The sequence below is a fragment of the Streptomyces sp. NPDC104202 genome, from assembly GCF_055584185.1.
In genome coordinates, this window is the sequence record NZ_JBVJMN010000046.1 from 34,417 (window position 1) to 53,660 (window position 19,244).

Below are 19,244 nucleotides of genomic sequence, written 5' to 3' on the forward strand. Positions count from 1 at the left end.
CCGCCGGGACCGAGAGGTGCCGGCGGCCCCTTCGCATGCCCGCGGCCTCCCGCCACGCCCGGCTCAGACCGCGCGGGACGCGAGGGAGAGGACCCGGTGGGCGCCCGCCACGACCGCGGCGTCGACGAAACGGCCGTCGGGCAGGGCCAGCGCGCCGGGCTCGCCGGCCGCCGCCTCGACGACCTCCCGCGCCGCGTCGACCTCCTCGGCCGTCGGCAGATAGGCCCGCTCGATGACCGGCAACTGACGCGGGTGGATCGCCGCCCGGCCGAGGAACCCCAGGGCCCGGCCCCGGGCGCAGCCGGCGGCCAGGGCCTCCAGGTCGCCGATGTCGGGATGGACCGACTGCGCCGGGGGCGGCAGGGCGGCCGCACGGGCCGCGACCACCACCCGGCTGCGCGGCCAGTCGAGCGCCCGGTCCTCCCGTACGCCCAGGTCGGCGCGGAGGTCCGCCTCCCCGAGCGCGAGGCCGCGCACCGCGGGGTCGGCGGTGGCGATGGCGAAGGCGTGCTCCACCGCGAGGGCGTTCTCCAGGAGCGGGTAGAGGGGGAGGCCCGGGGCGATCGCGGAGATCCGGTGGATGTCGGAGGCGTGCGTCACCTTCGGCACCCGCAGGCCGCGGAGGCCGGGCAGCAGGGCCAGGACGGGGATGTCGTGCGGGGAGTGGACGCGGACGTGCACCGGGACGGGATGGACGTCGGCGAGCAGATCGGCCGTGGCGTCGAGGGCGTACGCCTTGCGGTGCGGGGCCACCGCGTCCTCCAGGTCGACGATGACGACGTCGGCCCCCGAGGCCAGGGCCTTGGCGACGACCGCGGGCCGGTCGCCGGGCGCGTACAGCCAGGTGAGGGGGGTGCGGGCCGGGACGAGACCGACGGCGCCCGGAGCACCGGTCAGGGTGCTCATACCGCGCCCCGGTCGCGCAGGTCCTCGATCTCGGCGGGGGTGAGGCCGAGTTCGGTGAGGACGGCGGTGGTGTCGGCGCCGTGGGGGCGGCCGGGCCAGCGGATGGCCCCGGGGGTCTCGGAGAGCCGGAAGAGGACGTTCTGCATCCTGATCGGGCCGAGCTCGGGGTCCCGCACCTCGGTGACGGTGCCGAGCGCCTGGTACTGCGGATCGGCGACGACGTCCCGGATGTCGTAGACCGGGGCGATCGCGGCCTCCGCCTTCTCGAACGCGGCCATCGCGTCGTCGCGCGTGTGGCGGGCGATCCAGGAGCCGACCGCCTCGTCCAGTTCGTCCGCGTGCGCGGCCCGGCCCGCGCCGTCGGCGAACCACGGCTCGTCGATCAGCTCCGGGCGGCCGACCAGCGTCATGACCCGCTCGGCGATCGACTGGGCGGAGGTGGAGACGGCGACCCAGGAGCCGTCGGCCGTCCGGTAGGTGTTGCGCGGGGCGTTGTTGCGGGAGCGGTTGCCGGTCCTCGGCTGGACGTAGCCGAGCTGGTCGTACCAGAGGGCGTGGGGGCCGATGACGGAGAGCATCGGCTCGATGATCGCCATGTCGACGACCTGGCCGCGGCCGGTCGTGGTCCTGGCGGTCAGCGCGGTCATCACGGCGTAGGCGGTGGCGAGGGCGGCGATCGAGTCGGCCAGGCCGAAGGGGGGCAGCGTGGGCGGGCCGTCGGGCTCGCCGGTGATGGCGGCGAACCCGCTCATCGCCTCGGCGAGGGTGCCGAAGCCGGGGCGGTGGGCGTACGGGCCGAACTGGCCGAAGCCGGTGACGCGGGCGAGCACCAGCCGCGGGTTGACGGCGGAGAGCTCCTCCCAGCCCAGCCCCCAGCGTTCGAGGGTGCCGGGCCGGAAGTTCTCCACGATCACGTCGGCCTCGGCGGCGAGCGCGAGCAGGGTGTCGCGGCCGCCCGGCGTGGACAGGTCCAGGGTGATCGCCCGCTTGTTGCGGCCGAGGACCTTCCACCAGAGGCCGACGCCGTCCTTGGCGGGCCCGTGGCCCCGGGACGGGTCGGGCTTGCGGGGGTGCTCGACCTTGACGACGTCGGCGCCGAAGTCGCCCAGCATCATGGCCGCGAGCGGACCGGCGAAGAGGGTGGCGAGATCCAGGACGCGCAGCCCGTCGAGCGGCGCGGCGGGGGGCGTGGGCGCGGGAGCCGGGGCGTGGGCGGTCATACGGCGTCGGCCTCCAGGGTGTGGGGGGAGTGGAAGGCCGCCTCGATCTCGACGCGGTACGGCATCGAGGTCGACGCGCCCTCCCGCTGGACGGAGAGCGCGGCCGCGGTGTGCGCCCAGGCGAGCGCCTCCGGGGCGGGCCGGCCGTCGCCGAGGGCGACCGCGAGGGCGCCGACCAGGGTGTCGCCGGCCCCGGTGGTGTCCACGGCCCGGACGCGGGGGGCGGGCACGGCGACCGGGTCGGCGCCGCGCGCCGCGTACAGGCTGCCGGCGGCCCCCAGGGTGATCACCACCTCGGGGACGTCGCGCAGGAGGGCCAGGGCGGCCGCGCGGGGGTCGGTGAGACCGGTGAGGGCGGCGGCCTCGTGCTCGTTGGGCACCAGCAGGTCGGTGGCGGCGAGGAGCGCGGGCGGCAGGGGCTGGGCGGGCGCGGGGGTGAGGATCGTGCGGACGCCGAGCCGGCGGGCCGCCTCGGCGCCCTCGACGACGACGGAGAGAGGGAGTTCGAGCTGGAGGAGCAGGGTGTCGGCGGTGCCGATGAGGGCCTCGTCGCCGTGGGTGAGGGAGGTGACGGTGCCGTTGGCGCCGGGGACGACGACGATCGCGTTGCCGCCCTCGTCGTCGACGACGATGTGGGCGGTGCCGGAGGAGCCCTCGGAGGTGCGGAGCAGATCGGTGTCGACCGCGCAGTGCTCCAGCGTGGCCCGCAGCCGGCCGCCGAAGTCGTCCGCGCCGACCGCGCCGATCATCGCCACCTCGCCGCCGGCCCGGGCGGCGGCGACGGCCTGGTTGGCGCCCTTGCCGCCCGGGATGGTGCGGAACGAGCGGCCGGTGACCGTCTCGCCGAGGGCCGGGGCCCTCGGCACGTAGGCCACGAGGTCCATGTTCGTGCTGCCGAGCACGACGATGCTGGTCATGGGCGTACTGCCTCCGTGTGTGTCAGTTCGGCCAGGGTGTCGAAGCCGATGCCGTCGAAGGACGGCACCGACGTCGCCAGGCGGTTCTTGAGGGGGGCGGTCCAGCGCTCGGGCAGCCGGTCGGGGTGCCCGGCGAGCAGCCCGGCGACCGAGCCGGCGGTGGCCCCGTTGGAGTCGGTGTCCCAGCCGCCCGAGACCGCTGCGCACACCGAGCGGGAGAAGTCCCCGTCGGCGTGGGTGAGGGCGGCGGCGAGCAGCGCGGCGTTGGGGACGGCATGGACCCAGTGGTACCCGCCGAGTGCGGCGTGCAGCCGGTCGACGACGGCGTCGAAGTCGGGGGTGGCGCGGGCGGCCGCGATGCCCAGCCGGACGGCCTCGGCGAGGCGCGAGCGCGGGGGGACCACGGCGAGGCCGGCGGCGAGCGCCTGGTGGACGTCGGCGCTGCCGGCCGCCGCGGCGGCCACGGCGGCGGCGACGAACATGGCGCCGTAGACCCCGTTGGCCGTGTGGGTGAGGGCCGCGTCCCGGTACGCCTGCGCGGCCGCGCCGTCCGGGTCGCCCGGGTGGGTCCAGCCGTGCACGTCGGCTCTGATCTGGGCGCCGATCCACTCCCGGAACGGGTTGCGGCGCAGGGCGGTCAGCGGCGGTTCGACGCCGTCGAGGAGGTTGCGGTAGGCGACGCGCTCGGCCGTGAACGTCCGGCCGGCCGGGAGTTCGTCCAGCCAGAGGCGGGCCACGTCGGCGGTGGTGAAGCCGCGGCCGTACCGGCGGAGCAGCAGCAGGTTGAGGAGGGGGTAGTTGAGGTCGTCGTCCTCGGGCATCCCGTCGATGTTCTCGGCGAGCGAGGTCGCGGCCGAGCGGCGGTTCCACGGGTGCTCGTCCAGCAGCTGCCGGGGGACGCCGCGCGCGGTGAACCAGCCGGTGAGCGGCCAGTTGCCCGAGGCGCGGGCGAGCGCCCGGATCGCCGGCAGGGGCAGCTTCTCGACGGGCTTGCCGAGCAGGCACCCGGCGGCCCGCCCCAGCCAGGCGGCGTGCAGCCGGTCGAGGAGCCCGGCGTCCCTCCCCGCCGGACGGGGGCCGGCACCGGTGGCGCGGTCGGCACGGGGGCCGCGATCGGCACCGGTGGCGCGGTCGGCCTCCGTCAGGGCCCGGATGCCGGCGAGGGAGGCCGGTTCCCGCTCCGCCAGGGGGGAGGGGAGGGCGGCCAGGGCGTCCAGGAGCTCCTCCGCCAGGGCCCGCAGCTCCGGGCGGGGGGTGCCGGAGGCGCCCGCGGCCGGCGGGGCGGGCGGGCCGCCCGCCGCCGACCAGCGGGCCGCGAGGGCGCGGGCGTCGCGGCCGTCCTCCGCGGCCTGGCGCAGTTCGTGGCCCACGAGGTCCTCCGGCTGGACCCAGGTGAGGCGGAGGGTCACCGGTCCGTGCCCGTCAGGGTCGTGAAGGCCGCCTCGTGCGTCCGGCGCGCCGCGGTGTCATGGGCGAAGACCTCCCGGGCGACGGCGGTCAGGGCCGCGGCCGGGGCGTGCAGGTCGAGGCGGCTGGCCTCGGCGACCTGCTCCGCCCACTCGGCGGGCACGGCGGACGCGCCGCGCAGGGCGCCCACGATCGCCCCGGCCATGGTGGCGATCGAGTCGCAGTCCCGGCCGTAGTTGACGGCGCCGAGGACCGTACGCCGGAAGTCGCCGCCGCCGACGAGCAGCATGCCGAGGGCGACGGGCAGCTCCTCGATCGCGTGCAGCCGGGAGGGCCGTCGGGCGCCGAGCGAGGGGGAGCGGTAGTCCGGGCCGACCGAGTCGAAGGGCGCGACCGCCCGGCGCAGGGGGGCGAGCGCGGTCTCGAAGTCCGTGTGCGCGGAAGCGACTTCGGCGACCGCCTCGATCGCCGCCCGCGTCCCGTCCTTCGCCAGCGCCAGGGCCGTGTCCACCACCGACTCCGGGGTCGCCCCCGGCGCGCAGGCCGCCGCGACCGCCGCCGCGAAGACGCCCGCGGCCTCCCGGCCGTAGGAGGACTGGTGGGCGCCGGCGACGTCGACCGCCTCGGCGTAGGCGGCCGCCGGGTGCGCGGCGTTGACCAGGCCGACCGGCGCCATGTACATCGCCGCACCGCAGTTGACGATGTTCCCGCTGCCCGCCTCGCGGGGGTCGACGTGGCCGTAGTGGAGCCGGGCCACGATCCACTTCTCGGCGAGGAAGAGGCGCTGGAGGGGGAGGGCCTCGGCCTCCAGCTCCGGGATCCAGACGGGGGAGCCCATGAGTTCGGGCACGAGGTGGTCCGCGACCGCGTACGCGTCGAGGTGGCCGCGCACCTTCTCGTACACCCTGATCAGGGCGTGGGTCATCAGGGTGTCGTCGGTGACGTGCCCGTCGCCCTTGTGGTACGGCGCGATGGGGCGGGCGGTGCGCCAGTCGCCGCCGTTCCAGGGGCCGACGACGCCGGTGACCCGGCCCCCGTGGCGCTCCAGGATCTGTTCGGGGGTGTAGCCCTCGACGGGGCCGCCCAGCGCGTCGCCGACGGCGGCCCCGAGGAGACTTCCGGTGATCCGGTCATCCAGTGTGGGCACGTCCAGCGGGGGCAGCTTCGCCGTGGGGACGTCCAGTGTGGGAGTCATGCCGGAATTGTCCACCTGGGGCGGCCGGTTCCGTGGCTCCCAGCAGCCCGGCGAGTTCCACCAGGTCCGTCCCCGCCAGCCGCGGCAGCGCGCACCCCGCCAGCGTCCGGCAGGCGTCCCGCCAGCTGCCCGGCACCGAACGCCCGCCGCCCAGAGCGCCGGTGAGCGCGCCGGCCAGCGCCGGCGCCGAGTCGGCGACCCGGGAGAGACAGGCGGCGGCCGGCACCGCGGCCGTCATCTCGCCCCGCGCGGCGATCGCGAGGGCCAGCGCGACCGGGACGGTCTCGGCGGCGGCGATGCCGTAGCTGTACACGTGGTCCACGATCCGGTGCTCCAGGAGCGGCACCAGCTCGAACGCCGAACCGGCCGTCCGCGCCAGCTCCACCGCGTAGCGCGCGTTGCGGCCGATCTCGGTGGCCGGCGGGAGTTCGGCGAGCGCCGCCCCCACCGCCTCGTCCACCGTCGCCCCGCCGAGCGCCGCGGCGACCGCCGCCGCCGTCGCCCGCGCGCCGTGCACCCCGTCGCCGTCCTGTGTGTACCGGGCGTCGAACTCGGCGAGTCCTGCGGCGGCGCGCGGGTCACCCGGGTGGACCACCGCCAGGACGGCCGCCCGCACACAGGCGGCGTCGTCGAAGAAGTGCGGGTTGTCGTGGCCCGTGGCGGGCGGGCGCAGACCGGTGGCCAGATTGCCCAGACCGGCCCGGACCGAGATCCGGGCGCGCAGCGGCAGCACCGCCGACTCGATCTCCGGCGCGCGGTCCGCCGCGGCGGCCACCTGCCCCGCGAGGGCGTTCCAGGCGAGGTCGACCGCCGCGCGCAGCCGCCGCTCCGGGGGCAGCCCGGCGAACACCGGACCGGAGGCCGCGAGCACCGCCTCCGCGGTGAACACCGCCCACTCCGCGTCGTCGGAGGGCCCCAGGCGCAGCGGCTCGGGCGGCTGGTTGAGGGCGATGGGGACGGGGAGCGTCGTCGTCGCGTTCTGCTCCGCGAACGTGTCCAGCTCCCGCGTCAGGCGGCGGGTCCACTCCGGCATCCGCGCCGCGCGGTGCCGGGCCGCGGGCCACCCCGCGGCGTCGCCCGCGGCGAGGCCGAGCAGCAGTCCTTCGACCGCGTCCCGCCCCGCCCTGCGGGGCGCGTCCGCCTCGTCCGCCTCCGGGGCCTCGCCGCCCCAGGAGCCGGTGCCGCGGACGGGGGCGGGCTCCGGCGCGCCGGGGACCGGGAGCGGCGGGGGGTCCTGCGGGGCGTCCAGGAGGACACGGGCGGTCTCCGGCGCCGGGCGCCGCCTCCGGCCCTCCCGCACGGGGGGACGGTCGTCCGGGACAGGGGGGCGGTCGTCCGCGGGCGGCGCGTCGGGGGCGGCGGGCGTGGAGGCGTGGGCGGCCGTGGGCGTGGGGTTGGCGGTCATGTGGCGTTCTCCTCCGGGGTGAGCAGGTCGGCGATGTCGAGGACGTGGTAGCCGCGCATCGAGGGGAGGCAGCTGCCCGTCACGGGGGAGATGGCGGTGGCCCACTCCTCGGGGATGGCGGAGACGCCGGACATCGCGCCGGCGAGGGCGCCGGCCACGGCGGCGGTGGTGTCGGCGTCGCGGCCCATGTTCACGGCGGTGAGGACGGCCGTGCGGAAGTCGCCGCGGGCGGCCGCGAAGGCGCCGAAGGCGAGGCCGACGGCCTCGGGGGCGAGGTCCGTCCAGGGATAGCCGCCGATGACCACGGCGGAGCGGACCTGCCGTTCGCGGGTCAGCGGGTCGGGCTGGACGCGCTGGGCGGCGACGACCGCGCGGCGCAGCGACCGGGCGGTCCAGGAGTCCATCGGGACGACGGAGAGGGCCGCCGCGATGACCGAGGTGACGCCCGCGCCGCCCATCGCCGCGGCGACGCCCGCCGCGACCGCCTGGCCGCCGTAGATGCCCTCGCCGTCGTGGCTCACGCTGCCGTCGATCGCCACCAGCCGGGCGGCCTCGGCCGGCCGGCCCGCGGCGAAGACCCCGAACGGCGCGGCGCGCATGGCCAGCCCGTCGCTCCAGGCGTGCCGGTGCTGGGCGGAGATGGGGGCGGCGAGTCCGCGGCGGAGGTTCTCCAGGGTGCCGCGCTCGGAGAAGCCCGCGCCGCGGAACGGTCCTTCGTCGAGGTCGGCGATCCAGTGGTGCCACGCCTGCTCCACGTGCCGGACGGTGAGGGCCGAGCCGTGCCGGGCCAGGAGGAGCGCGGAGAAGACGGCGTACTCGGTGTCGTCCGTGCCGGCCGGGCTGTCCGTCACGAACCCCTCGATGCGGCCCCAGCGGCGGCGGATCTCGGAGGGCCGCATGTTCTCGGCGGGCGCGCCGAGCGCGTCGCCGACGGCGAGGCCGAGGAGCGCCCCCCTCGCCCGTTCACGCGTGTCGCGTGCCGTGGTGGTCACCATGTCGCGGCCCCTTCCTCGGGTGGGGCGCACCGGTGGCGCCCCCGATGCCTGGATCTGTGCCACCGCGCGCCGGGAACTCGCCGAAGAAACGTCTCTGTCACCCGGCTGACACCCCGCCAGGCGTCGCGCGCTCCGGTGAGGCGGGCCTTAGTAAGTACGGCCTGCCTTGCTGGCGGACCCCTTACATCGCTTGTATTTTCGAGGGTGTTGGGGGCGGCGGGTGCGACCCGGCCCGCCGGAACGAGGGGAGAGCCATGTCCATCATCGAAGCTCAGGCGCCACTGCACGAGGCCCACCGCGACAACCACACGCACCGCGACGTCAACGGAGGTTGGCTGCGTCCGGCGGTCTTCGGCGCGATGGACGGCCTCGTCTCCAACCTCGCCCTGATGACCGGTGTCGCGGGCGGTGCGGTCTCCACCCAGACCGTCGTCGTCACCGGTCTCGCGGGCCTCGCGGCCGGCGCCTTCTCGATGGCCGCCGGCGAGTACACCTCCGTCGCCTCGCAGCGCGAGCTCGTCCAGGCGGAACTGGACGTCGAGCGACGCCAGTTGCGCAAGCACCCCATCGACGAGATGGAGGAGCTCGCCGCGCTCTACGTCTCCCGCGGCGTCGAGCCCACCCTCGCCCGCGAGGTCGCGATGCAGCTGTCCAAGGACCCCGAGCAGGCGCTGGAGATCCACGCCCGCGAGGAGCTGGGCATCGACCCGGACGACCTGCCGTCCCCGGTGGTCGCTGCGGTCTCCTCCTTCGGCTCCTTCGCGCTCGGCGCGCTGCTCCCCGTCCTGCCCTACCTGCTCGGCGCGACCGCGCTCTGGCCGGCCGTCCTGCTCGCGCTCGTCGGGCTCTTCGCCTGCGGTGTGCTGGTGGCCCGGGTGACCGCCCGAGGCTGGCTCTTCAGCGGCCTGCGCCAGCTCGTCCTGGGCGGCGCCGCCGCGGCCGTCACGTACGGGCTCGGCATGCTCCTCGGAGCGGCGCTCTAGCCGCGCCGGGAAACCGGCGGCAGCGGAGCGCGCGTCCGCGGCACCGACGGCACCACCCGCACCGCGGGACCCGTGGCGTCGCGCGCCCCGTGGTGGTGCGGAATCCGCGTCCGCGCCGGAACGGATTGCGTACCGCCACAGAAGACCGAGAGGCCCCAGAAGGGGCCTTCTCGTCATTTCGGGGCGACATTTCCCCGCATAGCGCCCTGATCGGCTGTGACGTATATCCCTGACCGGATTCGTCGCGGCGATGAGACACTATGCAGGACGCCACATATGTAGCCGGTTACCCGGCGGTTTCGAACTCGTGACCAACGGGAATGAGGCCTGAGCGCCACGGGCAACGAAGCCCGATCAGCGACGGACCGGCGGATTCCGGAGATCGTCCGGAACCCCTGGATCCGTCCCCGCGGAGCAGCCTCTGCCACCGCACCCCACAGGTGAACCCACGCCACCGCTGCGTATCGGCGGTGTCCGCATGCTGGAACGAGCTATCCACTTCGCGAGAAGCCAGCCATCATGTAACCTGCACGAAATTTCGCGGAGGGCCAACGTCGTCCCTCGGCAGTTGCATATGCCACGACGACGACGGGAGAGCCGATGCGTTCCGACGCCTGGTCGCCCATGGACGGTCGCCCCGCTCCGCAGGGGATGTACGACCCCCGTAACGAACACGACGCCTGTGGTGTCGGGTTCGTGGCCACCCTCACCGGTGTTGCCAGCCACGCGCTGGTCGAGCAGGCGCTGACCGTACTGCGCAACCTCGAGCACCGCGGCGCCACCGGCTCCGAGCCCGACTCCGGTGACGGCGCCGGCATCCTGCTCCAGGTCCCGGACGCCTTCCTGCGCGAGGTCGCCGGATTCGAGCTCCCCGAGGCCGGCGCGTACGCCGTCGGCATCGCCTTCCTCCCCGAGGACGGCACGGCCGAGACCGTCGCGAAGATCGAGACGATCGCCGCCGAAGAGGGCCTCACCGTCCTCGGCTGGCGCGAGGTCCCCGTCGCCCCCGAGCTGCTCGGCGCCTCCGCCCGCGCCACCATGCCGGTCTTCCGCCAGCTCTTCGTGGCCGACGGCGAGAACCAGGGCATCGCGCTGGACCGCAAGGCGTTCGTGCTGCGCAAGCGCGCCGAGCGCGAGGCCGCGACGTACTTCCCGTCGCTCTCCGCCCGCACCCTCGTCTACAAGGGCATGCTGACCACCGGCCAGCTGGAGCCCTTCTTCCCGGACCTGTCGGACCGCCGCTGCGCCACCGCCGTGGCCCTCGTCCACTCCCGGTTCTCCACCAACACCTTCCCGAGCTGGCCGCTGGCCCACCCGTACCGCTTCGTCGCCCACAACGGTGAGATCAACACCGTCAAGGGCAACCGGAACTGGATGACCGCCCGCGAGGCCCAGCTCGACTCCAAGGTCTTCGGCGAGGGCAAGGACCTCTCCCGGATCTTCCCGATCTGCACCCCGGACGCCTCCGACTCGGCCTCCTTCGACGAGGTCCTGGAGCTGCTCCACCTCGGCGGCCGCTCGCTGCCGCACGCGGTCCTGATGATGGTCCCGGAGGCGTGGGAGAACCACGAGACCATGGACCCGTCCCGCCGCGCCTTCTACCAGTACCACTCCACCCTGATGGAGCCCTGGGACGGCCCGGCCTGCGTCACCTTCACCGACGGCGTCCAGGTCGGCGCGGTCCTCGACCGCAACGGTCTGCGCCCCGGCCGCTACTGGGTCACCGACGAGGGCCTCGTCGTCCTCTCCTCCGAGGTCGGCGTCCTCGACATCGACCCCGCCAAGGTCGTCCGCAAGGGCCGCCTCCAGCCCGGCAAGATGTTCCTCGTCGACACCGCCGAGCACCGCATCGTCGAGGACGACGAGATCAAGGCCGGCCTCGCCGCCGAGAACCCCTACGAGGAGTGGCTGGAGACCGGGGAGATCGAGCTCTCCGACCTCCCCGAGCGCGAGCACATCGTGCACACCCACGCCTCGGTCACCCGCCGCCAGCAGACCTTCGGCTACACCGAGGAAGAGCTCCGCGTCATCCTCGCGCCGATGGCCCGCACCGCCGGCGAGCCCCTCGGCTCCATGGGCACCGACTCGCCCATCGCGGCCCTGTCCTCCCGCCCGCGGCTGCTCTTCGACTACTTCACCCAGCTCTTCGCGCAGGTCACCAACCCGCCGCTGGACGCCATCCGCGAGGAGCTCGTCACCTCGCTGCGCTCCTCCCTCGGCCCCGGCAGCAACCTGCTCGACCCCACCGCCGGGTCGTGTCGCAGCGTCACCCTGCCGTTCCCGGTGATCGACAACGACGAGCTGGCCAAGCTCATCCACATCAACGCCGACGGCGACATGCCCGGCATGAAGGCCGCGACGCTCTCCGGCCTCTACCGCGTCTCCGGCGGCGGCGAGTCCCTCGCCGCCCGCATCGACGCCATCTGCGCCGAGGCCGACACCGCCATCGAGGGCGGCGCCCGCCTCATCGTGCTCTCCGACCGGCACTCCGACGCCGAGCACGCGCCGATCCCGTCGCTGCTGCTCACCGCGGCCGTCCACCACCACCTCATCCGCACCAAGCAGCGCACCAAGGTGGGCCTGCTGGTCGAGGCCGGCGACGTCCGCGAGGTCCACCACGTCGCCCTGCTCATCGGCTACGGCGCCGCCGCGGTCAACCCCTACCTCGCCATGGAGTCCGTCGAGGACCTGGTCCGCGCCGGCACCTTCATCGAGGGCCTGGAGCCCGAGCAGGCCATCCGGAACCTGATCTACGCGCTCGGCAAGGGCGTCCTCAAGGTCATGTCCAAGATGGGCATCTCCACCGTCGCCTCCTACCGCGGCGCCCAGGTCTTCGAGGCCGTCGGCCTCGACGAGACCTTCGTCGCCACCTACTTCAACGGCACGGCCACCAAGATCGGCGGCGCCGGCCTCGACGTCGTCGCCAAGGAGGTCGCCGCCCGCCACGCCAAGGCGTACCCCGTCTCCGGCGTCGCCTCGGCGCACCGCGCCCTGGAGATCGGCGGCGAGTACCAGTGGCGCCGCGAGGGCGAGCCGCACCTGTTCGACCCGGAGACCGTCTTCCGCCTGCAGCACGCCACGCGCAACAAGCGGTACGACATCTTCAAGCAGTACACCGAGCGGGTGAACGAGCAGTCCGAGCGCCTCATGACGCTCCGCGGCCTCTTCGGCTTCTCCACGGAGCGGGAGGCGATCCCGCTCGACGAGGTCGAGCCGGTCTCCGCGATCGTCAAGCGCTTCTCCACCGGCGCCATGTCGTACGGCTCCATCTCCAAGGAGGCGCACGAGACGCTCGCCGTCGCCATGAACCAGCTGGGCGCCAAGTCCAACACCGGTGAGGGCGGCGAGGACCCGGAGCGCCTGTACGACCCGGCGCGCCGCTCCGCGATCAAGCAGGTCGCCTCCGGCCGCTTCGGCGTCACCAGCGAGTACCTGGTCAACGCCGACGACATCCAGATCAAGATGGCCCAGGGCGCCAAGCCCGGCGAGGGCGGCCAGCTGCCCGGCCACAAGGTCTACCCGTGGGTCGCCAAGACGCGTCACTCGACGCCCGGCGTCGGCCTCATCTCGCCGCCGCCGCACCACGACATCTACTCCATCGAGGATCTGGCCCAGCTGATCCACGACCTCAAGAACGCCAACCCGGTCGCCCGCATCCACGTGAAGCTGGTCTCCGAGGTCGGCGTCGGCACGGTCGCCGCCGGTGTCTCCAAGGCCCACGCGGACGTCGTCCTCATCTCCGGCCACGACGGCGGAACGGGCGCCTCGCCGCTCACCTCGCTCAAGCACGCGGGCGGCCCCTGGGAGCTCGGCCTCGCCGAGACCCAGCAGACCCTGCTGCTCAACGGCCTGCGCGACCGCATCGTCGTCCAGACCGACGGTCAGCTGAAGACCGGCCGCGACGTGGTCATCGCCGCGCTGCTCGGCGCCGAGGAGTTCGGTTTCGCGACCGCGCCGCTCGTCGTCTCCGGCTGCGTCATGATGCGCGTCTGCCACCTGGACACCTGCCCCGTCGGCATCGCCACCCAGAACCCGGTCCTGCGCGACCGCTTCTCCGGCAAGGCCGAGTTCGTCGTCAACTTCTTCGAGTTCATCGCCGAGGAGGTCCGCGAGCTCCTCGCCGAGCTGGGCTTCCGCACCCTCGAAGAGGCCGTCGGCCACGCCGAGCTGCTCGACACCAGCCGCGCCGTCACCCACTGGAAGGCGCAGGGTCTCGACCTGCAGCCGCTCTTCCACGTGCCGGAGCTGCCCGAGGGCGCGGTCCGCCACGCCCGGATCGAGCAGGACCACGGTCTGGAGAAGGCCCTCGACAACGAGCTGATCCAGCTCGCCGCCGAGGCCCTGAACGCGGCCACCGCCGAGGAGGCCCAGCCGGTCCGCGCCCAGGTCGCGATCCGCAACATCAACCGCACGGTCGGCACCATGCTCGGCCACCAGGTCACGAAGAAGTTCGGCGGCGCCGGCCTCCCGGCCGACACCATCGACATCACCTTCACCGGCTCCGCGGGTCAGTCGTTCGGCGCCTTCCTGCCGGCCGGTGTCACCCTCCGCCTGGAGGGCGACGCCAACGACTACGTCGGCAAGGGCCTCTCCGGCGGCCGCGTCGTCGTCCGCCCGGACCGGGGTGCCGAGCACCTCGCCGAGTACTCGACCATCGCGGGCAACACCATCGGCTACGGCGCGACGGGCGGCGAGCTCTTCCTCCGCGGCCGCACCGGCGAACGCTTCTGCGTCCGCAACTCCGGCGCGCTGGTCGTCTCGGAGGGCGTGGGCGACCACGGCTGCGAGTACATGACCGGCGGCACGGCCGTCGTCCTCGGCGAGACGGGCCGCAACTTCGCGGCCGGCATGTCCGGTGGCGTCGCCTACGTCGTCGACCTCGACCGGGACAACGTCAACTCCGGCAACCTGGGCGCGATCGAGGCCCCGTCGGACGCCGACAAGACCTGGCTGCACGACGTCGTGCGCCGTCACTTCGAGGAGACCGGTTCCACGGTCGCCGAGAAGCTCCTCGCCGACTGGGACGCCGCGGCGGCCCGGTTCAGCAAGATCATCCCCACCACGTACAAGGCCGTGCTCGCCGCCAAGGACGCCGCTGAGCTCGCCGGTCTCTCCGAGACCGAGACCACCGAGAAGATGATGGAGGCTGCGTCCCATGGCTGACCCCAAGGGCTTCCTGACCACCGGGCGCGAAGTCGCCCAGACCCGGCCGGTGGGCGAGCGCGTCAGGGACTGGAACGAGGTCTACGTTCCCGGCTCCCTGCTCCCGATCATCAGCAAGCAGGCCGGACGCTGCATGGACTGCGGCATCCCCTTCTGCCACAACGGCTGCCCCCTCGGGAACCTGATCCCCGAGTGGAACGACTACGCCTACCGCGAGGACTGGGCGGCGGCGTCGGAGCGGCTGCACGCCACGAACAACTTCCCGGAGTTCACCGGCCGCCTGTGCCCGGCTCCGTGCGAGTCCGCGTGCGTGCTCGGCATCAACCAGCCGGCCGTCACCATCAAGAACGTCGAAGTCTCCATCATCGACAAGGCGTGGGACGCCAACGACGTCACGCCGCAGGCGCCCGACCGCCTCTCCGGCAAGACCGTCGCCGTCATCGGCTCCGGTCCGGCCGGTCTGGCCGCCGCCCAGCAGCTGACCCGGGCCGGTCACACCGTCGCCGTCTACGAGCGCGCGGACCGCATCGGCGGCCTCCTGCGCTACGGCATCCCCGAGTTCAAGATGGAGAAGCGGCACATCAACCGCCGCATCGAGCAGATGCGCGCGGAGGGCACCAAGTTCCGCACCGGTGTCGAGATCGGCCGCGACATGCCCGCGACGGCGCTCCGCAACCGGTACGACGCGGTCGTCATCGCCGCCGGCGCCACCACCGCCCGCGACCTGCCCGTCCCGGGCCGCGAGCTGGCCGGCATCCACCAGGCGATGGAGTACCTGCCGCTCGCCAACAAGGTCGTCGAGGGCGACTTCGTGGCCCCGCCGATCACCGCCGAGGGCAAGCACGTCGTGGTCATCGGCGGCGGCGACACCGGCGCCGACTGCGTCGGCACGGCCCACCGCCAGGGCGCGGCCTCGGTCACGCAGCTGGAGATCATGCCCAAGCCGGGCGAGGAGCGGAACCCGGGCCAGCCCTGGCCGACCTTCCCCATGCTCTACAAGGTCACCTCGGCGCACGAGGAGGGCGGCGAGCGGGTCTACTCCGTCTCCACCACCCACTTCGAGGGCGACGAGGACGGCAACGTCCAGTTCCTCCACCTCATCGAGGTCGAGTTCGTCGACGGCAGGCTGACCCAGAAGCCGGGCACGGAGCGGAAGATCCCCGCCCAGCTGGTCACCCTCGCCATGGGCTTCACCGGCACCGACGTGGAGAACGGCCTGGTCGCCCAGTTTGGTCTGGACCTCGACGAGCGGGGTAACATCGCCCGTGACGCGGACTTCGCCACCAACGTCGATGGCGTCTTCGTCGCCGGCGACGCCGGCCGCGGCCAGTCCCTCATCGTCTGGGCCATCGCCGAGGGCCGCTCCGCCGCCCGCGGAGTCGACCGCTTCCTGACCGGAGCCAGCTCCCTGCCGGCCCCGATCCGCCCGACGGACCGCTCCCTCGTGGTCTGATCCCGCCGGATCACCCCCAAGACGTCCCGTACAACGACGTACGGAACTGAGCGCGGCGCCCCCCGAATGTCCCCGACCGGACGACTGGGAGGGCGCCGATGCGCGTCCCCGCCCCCTCAGCCCACCGGCCCGGGGAAGATCCACGTGACCAGCGAGGCCGCCGACACCGCCACCACCCCGACCAGTCCCATCCACCGCGCCCAGCCGGTCGTCCGCCGGACCTTCGCGGCCCGGGCACGCTCGTAGCGCAGCAGGTGCTCCGCGCCCGAGGGGAGCGTCCGTCCCGGCCGTTCGTGCACGGCCGTCACCATCAGCCAGGACGCCAGCAGGAGCAGCAGGAACGCCCCCGCAAGCAGCCCGATGACCCACCAGCGCGGACCGGTGGTCATCCGGCTCAGGTTCTCCTGGCCCTTCAGCACGAAGACCACCGTCAGCAGCCCGGTGAGCGTGGCGAGGAAGTTCCGGTACCCCTCCGCCTGCTGGAGGGCCGCCCGCAGCTGCTCCGGCGGCCGCGCCATGGCCAGCACCCGCTCGTCGGCGTCCCGCAGCTCCGCGGGCGTGAACTCGTTCACCGCGTCAGTCCCCCCGGCGGCAGCGCGATCCAGAACGACGCCCCGCACCCCTGCTCCACCCCGGCCGGCCGGTCCGCGTGCCGGGACCCGCACGCGCACCGCGCGTACTTCGGGGCCCCGTCGTCGAACACCCGTCGTCCCGCCCCGCCGGGTCCCTTGGTCACGTACTGCACGTCCTCCCAGAGCCGCGCCGTCACACACCGGCACTCGGGGCACTCGCCGGTGGCCACCACTCCGCCGGCCGCCCTGACCTCCCAGAGGAAGGCGGCGACGGGCGCGGTCAGCGGCCGGTCCGTGACGCGGTAGGGAACGGTCGGGCTCATGGGTGCGGGCCTCCTGCCGTCGCGGCGAAGAACGGGAGCGAGCGGTCGGGCGGACCGCCCGGGCCGGTCCGGAGCACGCTTCCCGCCCGCGGCCATGATCCCAGAACGGCGCCGGCCCACAAGGGCAGTTGGGGTGAAGCAGGTCAGCCGGTGGTGGTCGTCGGCCAGGCCGCCGCGCTGCTGAGGGCGGCGGCGGAGAGGCGGCGGGCGCGGGGTCGACGAGCTGTGCGTCGACGAGCTGTGCTTCGAAGATCATCGAGAACGTCACGGGGAGCCCCTCCCGGAACGGTCAGGACGATGTGCCTCACCGAAATACTTCCAGCAGGCACAAAGAGAGGAGGGGAGGCCCGTAGACTTCCCCCGTGGTGGACGACGAGACCGTGCCGGACCTACCCGCGACCAGCTGGGCGGTGCTCGGACTGCTGTCGCCGCCGTCCGCACCTGGGCCCGCACCACGCCGCTCGACCCCCCGGTCCTGAAGCACGGACCGATGCTGCGGCTCTGGCTCGGCCACCTCGTCGAACCCGACCGGATGCGGGAGATCCTCACCGGACACCGGGAGTACGCCGAGACCATGCGCCTGCGCGCCGAGGCCGACGTGGCGGACGCGGCCGCCGACGAGGCACGGGCCTACCCGCGGCTCCCCCTGACCTGGGCGGAGCGGTACCACGCGGCCGAACGCGATCTGGCCGACGCCATGCTCGCGGACATCGAGGAAGGGGAGGGGAAGCGCCCATGGCGATGAGCCTGCGGAAGGTCGAGGAGACCGCGCCCGCACTCGTGAACCTGTACAAGTCGGCGGGCGACTCGGTCCGCCGGCACGGCATGAGCGGACAGCGGGTCGCCGTCTACCTGGTCGTGGACTACTCGGGGTCGATGAAGCCCTACTACGCGGACGGCAGCGTGCAGGCGCTGGCGGACCGGGTGCTGGGGCTGGCGGCGCACTTCGACGACGACGGACGGGTGCCGGTGGTGTTCTTCTCGACGGACATCGACGCGGAGACGGACATCCGGCTGGACGACCACGCCGGGCGGATCGACCGGATCGTGGCGGGCCTGGGGCACATGGGCAAGACGAGCTACCACCTCGCGATGGACGCCGTCATCGACCACTACCTGGACAGCGGCGCGACCGCCCCCGCCCTCGTCGTCTTCCAGACCGACGGCGGTCCGATCAACAAGCCGGCGGCGGAGCGCTACGTGTGCAAGGCGGCCCGGCTGCCGCTCTTCTGGCAGTTCATCGGCTTCGGCGACCCGGGGAGCCGCCAGTTCGAGTTCCTGCGGAAGCTCGACGAGCTGGACGTGCCGGGGAAGCGCCCGGTCGACAACGCGGGGTTCTTCCACGCCGGCCAGGACCCGAGCCGGGTGCCGGACGCGGAGCTGTACGACCGGATCGTCGCCGAGTTCCCGGCGTGGCTCGCCGCGGCCCGGGCCCAGGGCATCGTCCGGTCCTGACGGAGCGGCCGGGCGCGGCCCGGCCCTCCCGCCGCGCCCTCCCCGTCGGGGCCGACAACCGGCCACCGGACAAGGGGCGGTGGCCCGCAATGCGGTGGCCTCCGGACGCATGCCGGGCGGATCATGGCGGCATGAGTTCTCTCGTACGCCACGTGACCATCGACTGCGCCGACGCCTACGCCCTCGCGACCTTCTGGGCCGAGGTCCTGGACGCGAAGCTCGCCGAGGACGACTTCCCCGGCGACCCGGAGGCGACCGTCGTGTCGCCCGGCGCCTCCCTCCTCTTCATCCAGGTCCCCGAGGCCAAGGCCGTGAAGAACCGCGTCCACCTCGACCTCCAGCCCCAGGACCGCACCCGTGACGAGGAGGTCGACCGCCTCCTCGCCCTCGGCGCCACCCTCCTCGACGACCGCCGCAACGCCGACGGCACCGGCTGGGCCACCCTCGGCGACCCCGAGGGCAACGAGTTCTGCGTCGAGCGCAGCAGGGCGGAGCGCGACGCGACCGCGTGACCGCCCGCGCCGGCGCTCCGTCGTGACCGCCGCGCCGCCCGAGCAGCCCGGCCGGCCCGGGCCGCCGCACTGTCGAGCCACCCGCGCCTTCGCGTCCGCCCGCGCGCCCGCGTCCGGCGCGGACCCGCCGGGCGTCCGGAGTAATCCGGACAGTAGCTGTCGGGTATCCGGTGTTTCCTGGACGGATGGGAGACACCGGAGACACCTGGGCGGCCTTCGAGGCCGCCGAGCCCGACTTCGCCGCCGTCGTGCGGGAGCGGTTCGGACAGCACACGCACCACGCCCTGGCCACCGTGCGGAAGGACGGCTCGCCGCGGCTCAGCGGCATCGAGGCGGACTTCCGCTTCGGCGAGCTGTGGTTCGGCATGATGCCGAACTCGCGGAAGGCGCTGGACCTGCGGCGGGACGCCCGGTTCGCGCTGATGGCCAACCCCGGGGCGGGCACCGGCATGGGAGGCGGCGACGTCCGGGTCTCCGGCCGGGCGGTCGAGGTGACCGACCCGGAGACGGTCGCACGGTACGCCGAGGAGGCGGGCGCGCCGCAGCCGTTCCACCTCTTCCGGGCGGAGCCGGCCGAGGTCGTGCGGACCTGGGTGGAGGGCGACGAGATCGTCTTCCGGACGTGGTCCCCCGGCCGGCCGGCGCGGACGCTGCGCCGCGGCAACGACGACAGCCCGCCGCGGCAGGACCCCTGAGGGCCCCTGCCCCCGGGCCTGGGCACGGCCCCTGGCCCAGGCC

At 74.2% G+C, this 19,244-nt stretch carries 15 protein-coding genes and 1 pseudogene; 7 read left to right on the forward strand and 9 right to left on the reverse strand.

The window, feature by feature from the left end:
• Nucleotides 1-63: 63 nt before the first annotated feature.
• From ACZ60W_RS26210 to ACZ60W_RS26240, 7 genes are read right to left on the reverse strand one after another with little or no spacing between them, the layout of a single operon-like run.
• Nucleotides 64-906, reverse strand: coding sequence for an HpcH/HpaI aldolase/citrate lyase family protein (locus ACZ60W_RS26210; RefSeq protein ID WP_469757819.1), 843 nt, complete (start codon nt 904-906; stop codon nt 64-66).
• Nucleotides 903-2,126: a CaiB/BaiF CoA transferase family protein gene (locus tag ACZ60W_RS26215; RefSeq protein WP_469757820.1), complete on the reverse strand. Its 1,224-nt coding sequence runs from the start codon at nt 2,124-2,126 to the stop codon at nt 903-905. The genes ACZ60W_RS26210 and ACZ60W_RS26215 overlap by 4 nt, the downstream gene beginning before the upstream one ends.
• Nucleotides 2,123-3,043: a ribokinase gene (gene rbsK, locus ACZ60W_RS26220; RefSeq protein WP_469757821.1), complete on the reverse strand. Its 921-nt coding sequence runs from the start codon at nt 3,041-3,043 to the stop codon at nt 2,123-2,125. Before rbsK ends, ACZ60W_RS26215 begins: the two co-directional genes overlap by 4 nt.
• Nucleotides 3,040-4,452: an ADP-ribosylglycohydrolase family protein gene (locus ACZ60W_RS26225; protein ID WP_469757822.1), complete on the reverse strand. Its 1,413-nt coding sequence runs from the start codon at nt 4,450-4,452 to the stop codon at nt 3,040-3,042. The genes rbsK and ACZ60W_RS26225 overlap by 4 nt, the downstream gene beginning before the upstream one ends.
• Nucleotides 4,449-5,645, reverse strand: coding sequence for an ADP-ribosylglycohydrolase family protein (locus ACZ60W_RS26230; RefSeq protein ID WP_469757823.1), 1,197 nt, complete (start codon nt 5,643-5,645; stop codon nt 4,449-4,451). The genes ACZ60W_RS26225 and ACZ60W_RS26230 overlap by 4 nt, the downstream gene beginning before the upstream one ends.
• Nucleotides 5,581-7,050, reverse strand: coding sequence for an ADP-ribosylglycohydrolase family protein (locus ACZ60W_RS26235; protein ID WP_469757824.1), 1,470 nt, complete (start codon nt 7,048-7,050; stop codon nt 5,581-5,583). The genes ACZ60W_RS26230 and ACZ60W_RS26235 overlap by 65 nt, the downstream gene beginning before the upstream one ends.
• Nucleotides 7,047-8,045 carry an ADP-ribosylglycohydrolase family protein gene (locus tag ACZ60W_RS26240; protein WP_469757825.1) on the reverse strand — a complete coding sequence of 333 codons (999 nt, stop codon included), beginning with the start codon at nt 8,043-8,045 and terminating at the stop codon, nt 7,047-7,049. Before ACZ60W_RS26240 ends, ACZ60W_RS26235 begins: the two co-directional genes overlap by 4 nt.
• A gap of 254 nt (nt 8,046-8,299) precedes the next feature.
• Here ACZ60W_RS26240 and ACZ60W_RS26245 point away from each other — a divergent pair, with 254 nt between their 5' ends.
• From ACZ60W_RS26245 to ACZ60W_RS26255, 3 genes are all read left to right on the forward strand, one after another.
• Entirely contained in the window at nt 8,300-9,028 is a 729-nt protein-coding gene (locus tag ACZ60W_RS26245) for a VIT1/CCC1 transporter family protein (protein WP_469757826.1), read from the forward strand.
• A 600-nt stretch (nt 9,029-9,628) separates the two neighbouring features.
• Complete coding sequence (gene gltB / locus ACZ60W_RS26250; RefSeq protein ID WP_469757827.1) at nt 9,629-14,191, forward strand: glutamate synthase large subunit; 4,563 nt, start codon at nt 9,629-9,631, stop codon at nt 14,189-14,191.
• Nucleotides 14,184-15,644, forward strand: a complete 1,461-nt coding sequence (locus ACZ60W_RS26255) for a glutamate synthase subunit beta (protein ID WP_469757828.1) — start codon at nt 14,184-14,186, stop codon at nt 15,642-15,644. The genes gltB and ACZ60W_RS26255 overlap by 8 nt, the downstream gene beginning before the upstream one ends.
• A 116-nt stretch (nt 15,645-15,760) precedes the next feature.
• Here the strand turns inward: ACZ60W_RS26255 and ACZ60W_RS26260 are convergent, their stop codons facing one another.
• Entirely contained in the window at nt 15,761-16,216 is a 456-nt protein-coding gene (locus ACZ60W_RS26260) for a hypothetical protein (RefSeq protein WP_469757829.1), read from the reverse strand.
• On the reverse strand, nt 16,213-16,539 hold the full coding sequence (locus ACZ60W_RS26265; protein ID WP_469757830.1) for a hypothetical protein: 327 nt from the start codon (nt 16,537-16,539) through the stop codon (nt 16,213-16,215). Before ACZ60W_RS26265 ends, ACZ60W_RS26260 begins: the two co-directional genes overlap by 4 nt.
• A 424-nt stretch (nt 16,540-16,963) precedes the next feature.
• On the opposite strand from ACZ60W_RS26265, the pseudogene ACZ60W_RS26270 reads away from it, so the two are divergent.
• The 4 genes and pseudogenes from ACZ60W_RS26270 to ACZ60W_RS26285 all read left to right on the forward strand — a co-directional run.
• Nucleotides 16,964-17,284, forward strand: a pseudogene (locus ACZ60W_RS26270) (PadR family transcriptional regulator); the annotation flags it as partial.
• Complete coding sequence (locus ACZ60W_RS26275; RefSeq protein ID WP_469757831.1) at nt 17,275-17,994, forward strand: vWA domain-containing protein; 720 nt, start codon at nt 17,275-17,277, stop codon at nt 17,992-17,994. The pseudogene ACZ60W_RS26270 and the gene ACZ60W_RS26275, both read left to right, overlap by 10 nt.
• 131 nt (nt 17,995-18,125) lie before the next feature.
• Nucleotides 18,126-18,506 (forward strand): VOC family protein, encoded by a 381-nt coding sequence (locus ACZ60W_RS26280; RefSeq protein ID WP_469757832.1) that lies wholly within the window; start codon nt 18,126-18,128, stop codon nt 18,504-18,506.
• 185 nt (nt 18,507-18,691) lie between these two features.
• Entirely contained in the window at nt 18,692-19,201 is a 510-nt protein-coding gene (locus tag ACZ60W_RS26285) for a pyridoxamine 5'-phosphate oxidase family protein (protein ID WP_469757833.1), read from the forward strand.
• Nucleotides 19,202-19,244 lie beyond the last annotated feature (43 nt).

Coding starts and splice junctions, on each gene's coding strand:
- ACZ60W_RS26210 (WP_469757819.1), bottom strand. CDS start 906: ATGAGCACCCTGACCGGTGCTCCGGGCGCCGTCGGTCTCGTCCCGGCC.
- ACZ60W_RS26215 (WP_469757820.1), bottom strand. CDS start 2,126: ATGACCGCCCACGCCCCGGCTCCCGCGCCCACGCCCCCCGCCGCGCCG.
- rbsK (WP_469757821.1), bottom strand. CDS start 3,043: ATGACCAGCATCGTCGTGCTCGGCAGCACGAACATGGACCTCGTGGCC.
- ACZ60W_RS26230 (WP_469757823.1), bottom strand. CDS start 5,645: ATGACTCCCACACTGGACGTCCCCACGGCGAAGCTGCCCCCGCTGGAC.
- ACZ60W_RS26235 (WP_469757824.1), bottom strand. CDS start 7,050: ATGACCGCCAACCCCACGCCCACGGCCGCCCACGCCTCCACGCCCGCC.
- ACZ60W_RS26240 (WP_469757825.1), bottom strand. CDS start 8,045: ATGGTGACCACCACGGCACGCGACACGCGTGAACGGGCGAGGGGGGCG.
- ACZ60W_RS26245 (WP_469757826.1), top strand. CDS start 8,300: ATGTCCATCATCGAAGCTCAGGCGCCACTGCACGAGGCCCACCGCGAC.
- gltB (WP_469757827.1), top strand. CDS start 9,629: ATGCGTTCCGACGCCTGGTCGCCCATGGACGGTCGCCCCGCTCCGCAG.
- ACZ60W_RS26255 (WP_469757828.1), top strand. CDS start 14,184: ATGGCTGACCCCAAGGGCTTCCTGACCACCGGGCGCGAAGTCGCCCAG.
- ACZ60W_RS26265 (WP_469757830.1), bottom strand. CDS start 16,539: ATGAGCCCGACCGTTCCCTACCGCGTCACGGACCGGCCGCTGACCGCG.
- ACZ60W_RS26275 (WP_469757831.1), top strand. CDS start 17,275: ATGGCGATGAGCCTGCGGAAGGTCGAGGAGACCGCGCCCGCACTCGTG.
- ACZ60W_RS26280 (WP_469757832.1), top strand. CDS start 18,126: ATGAGTTCTCTCGTACGCCACGTGACCATCGACTGCGCCGACGCCTAC.
- ACZ60W_RS26285 (WP_469757833.1), top strand. CDS start 18,692: ATGGGAGACACCGGAGACACCTGGGCGGCCTTCGAGGCCGCCGAGCCC.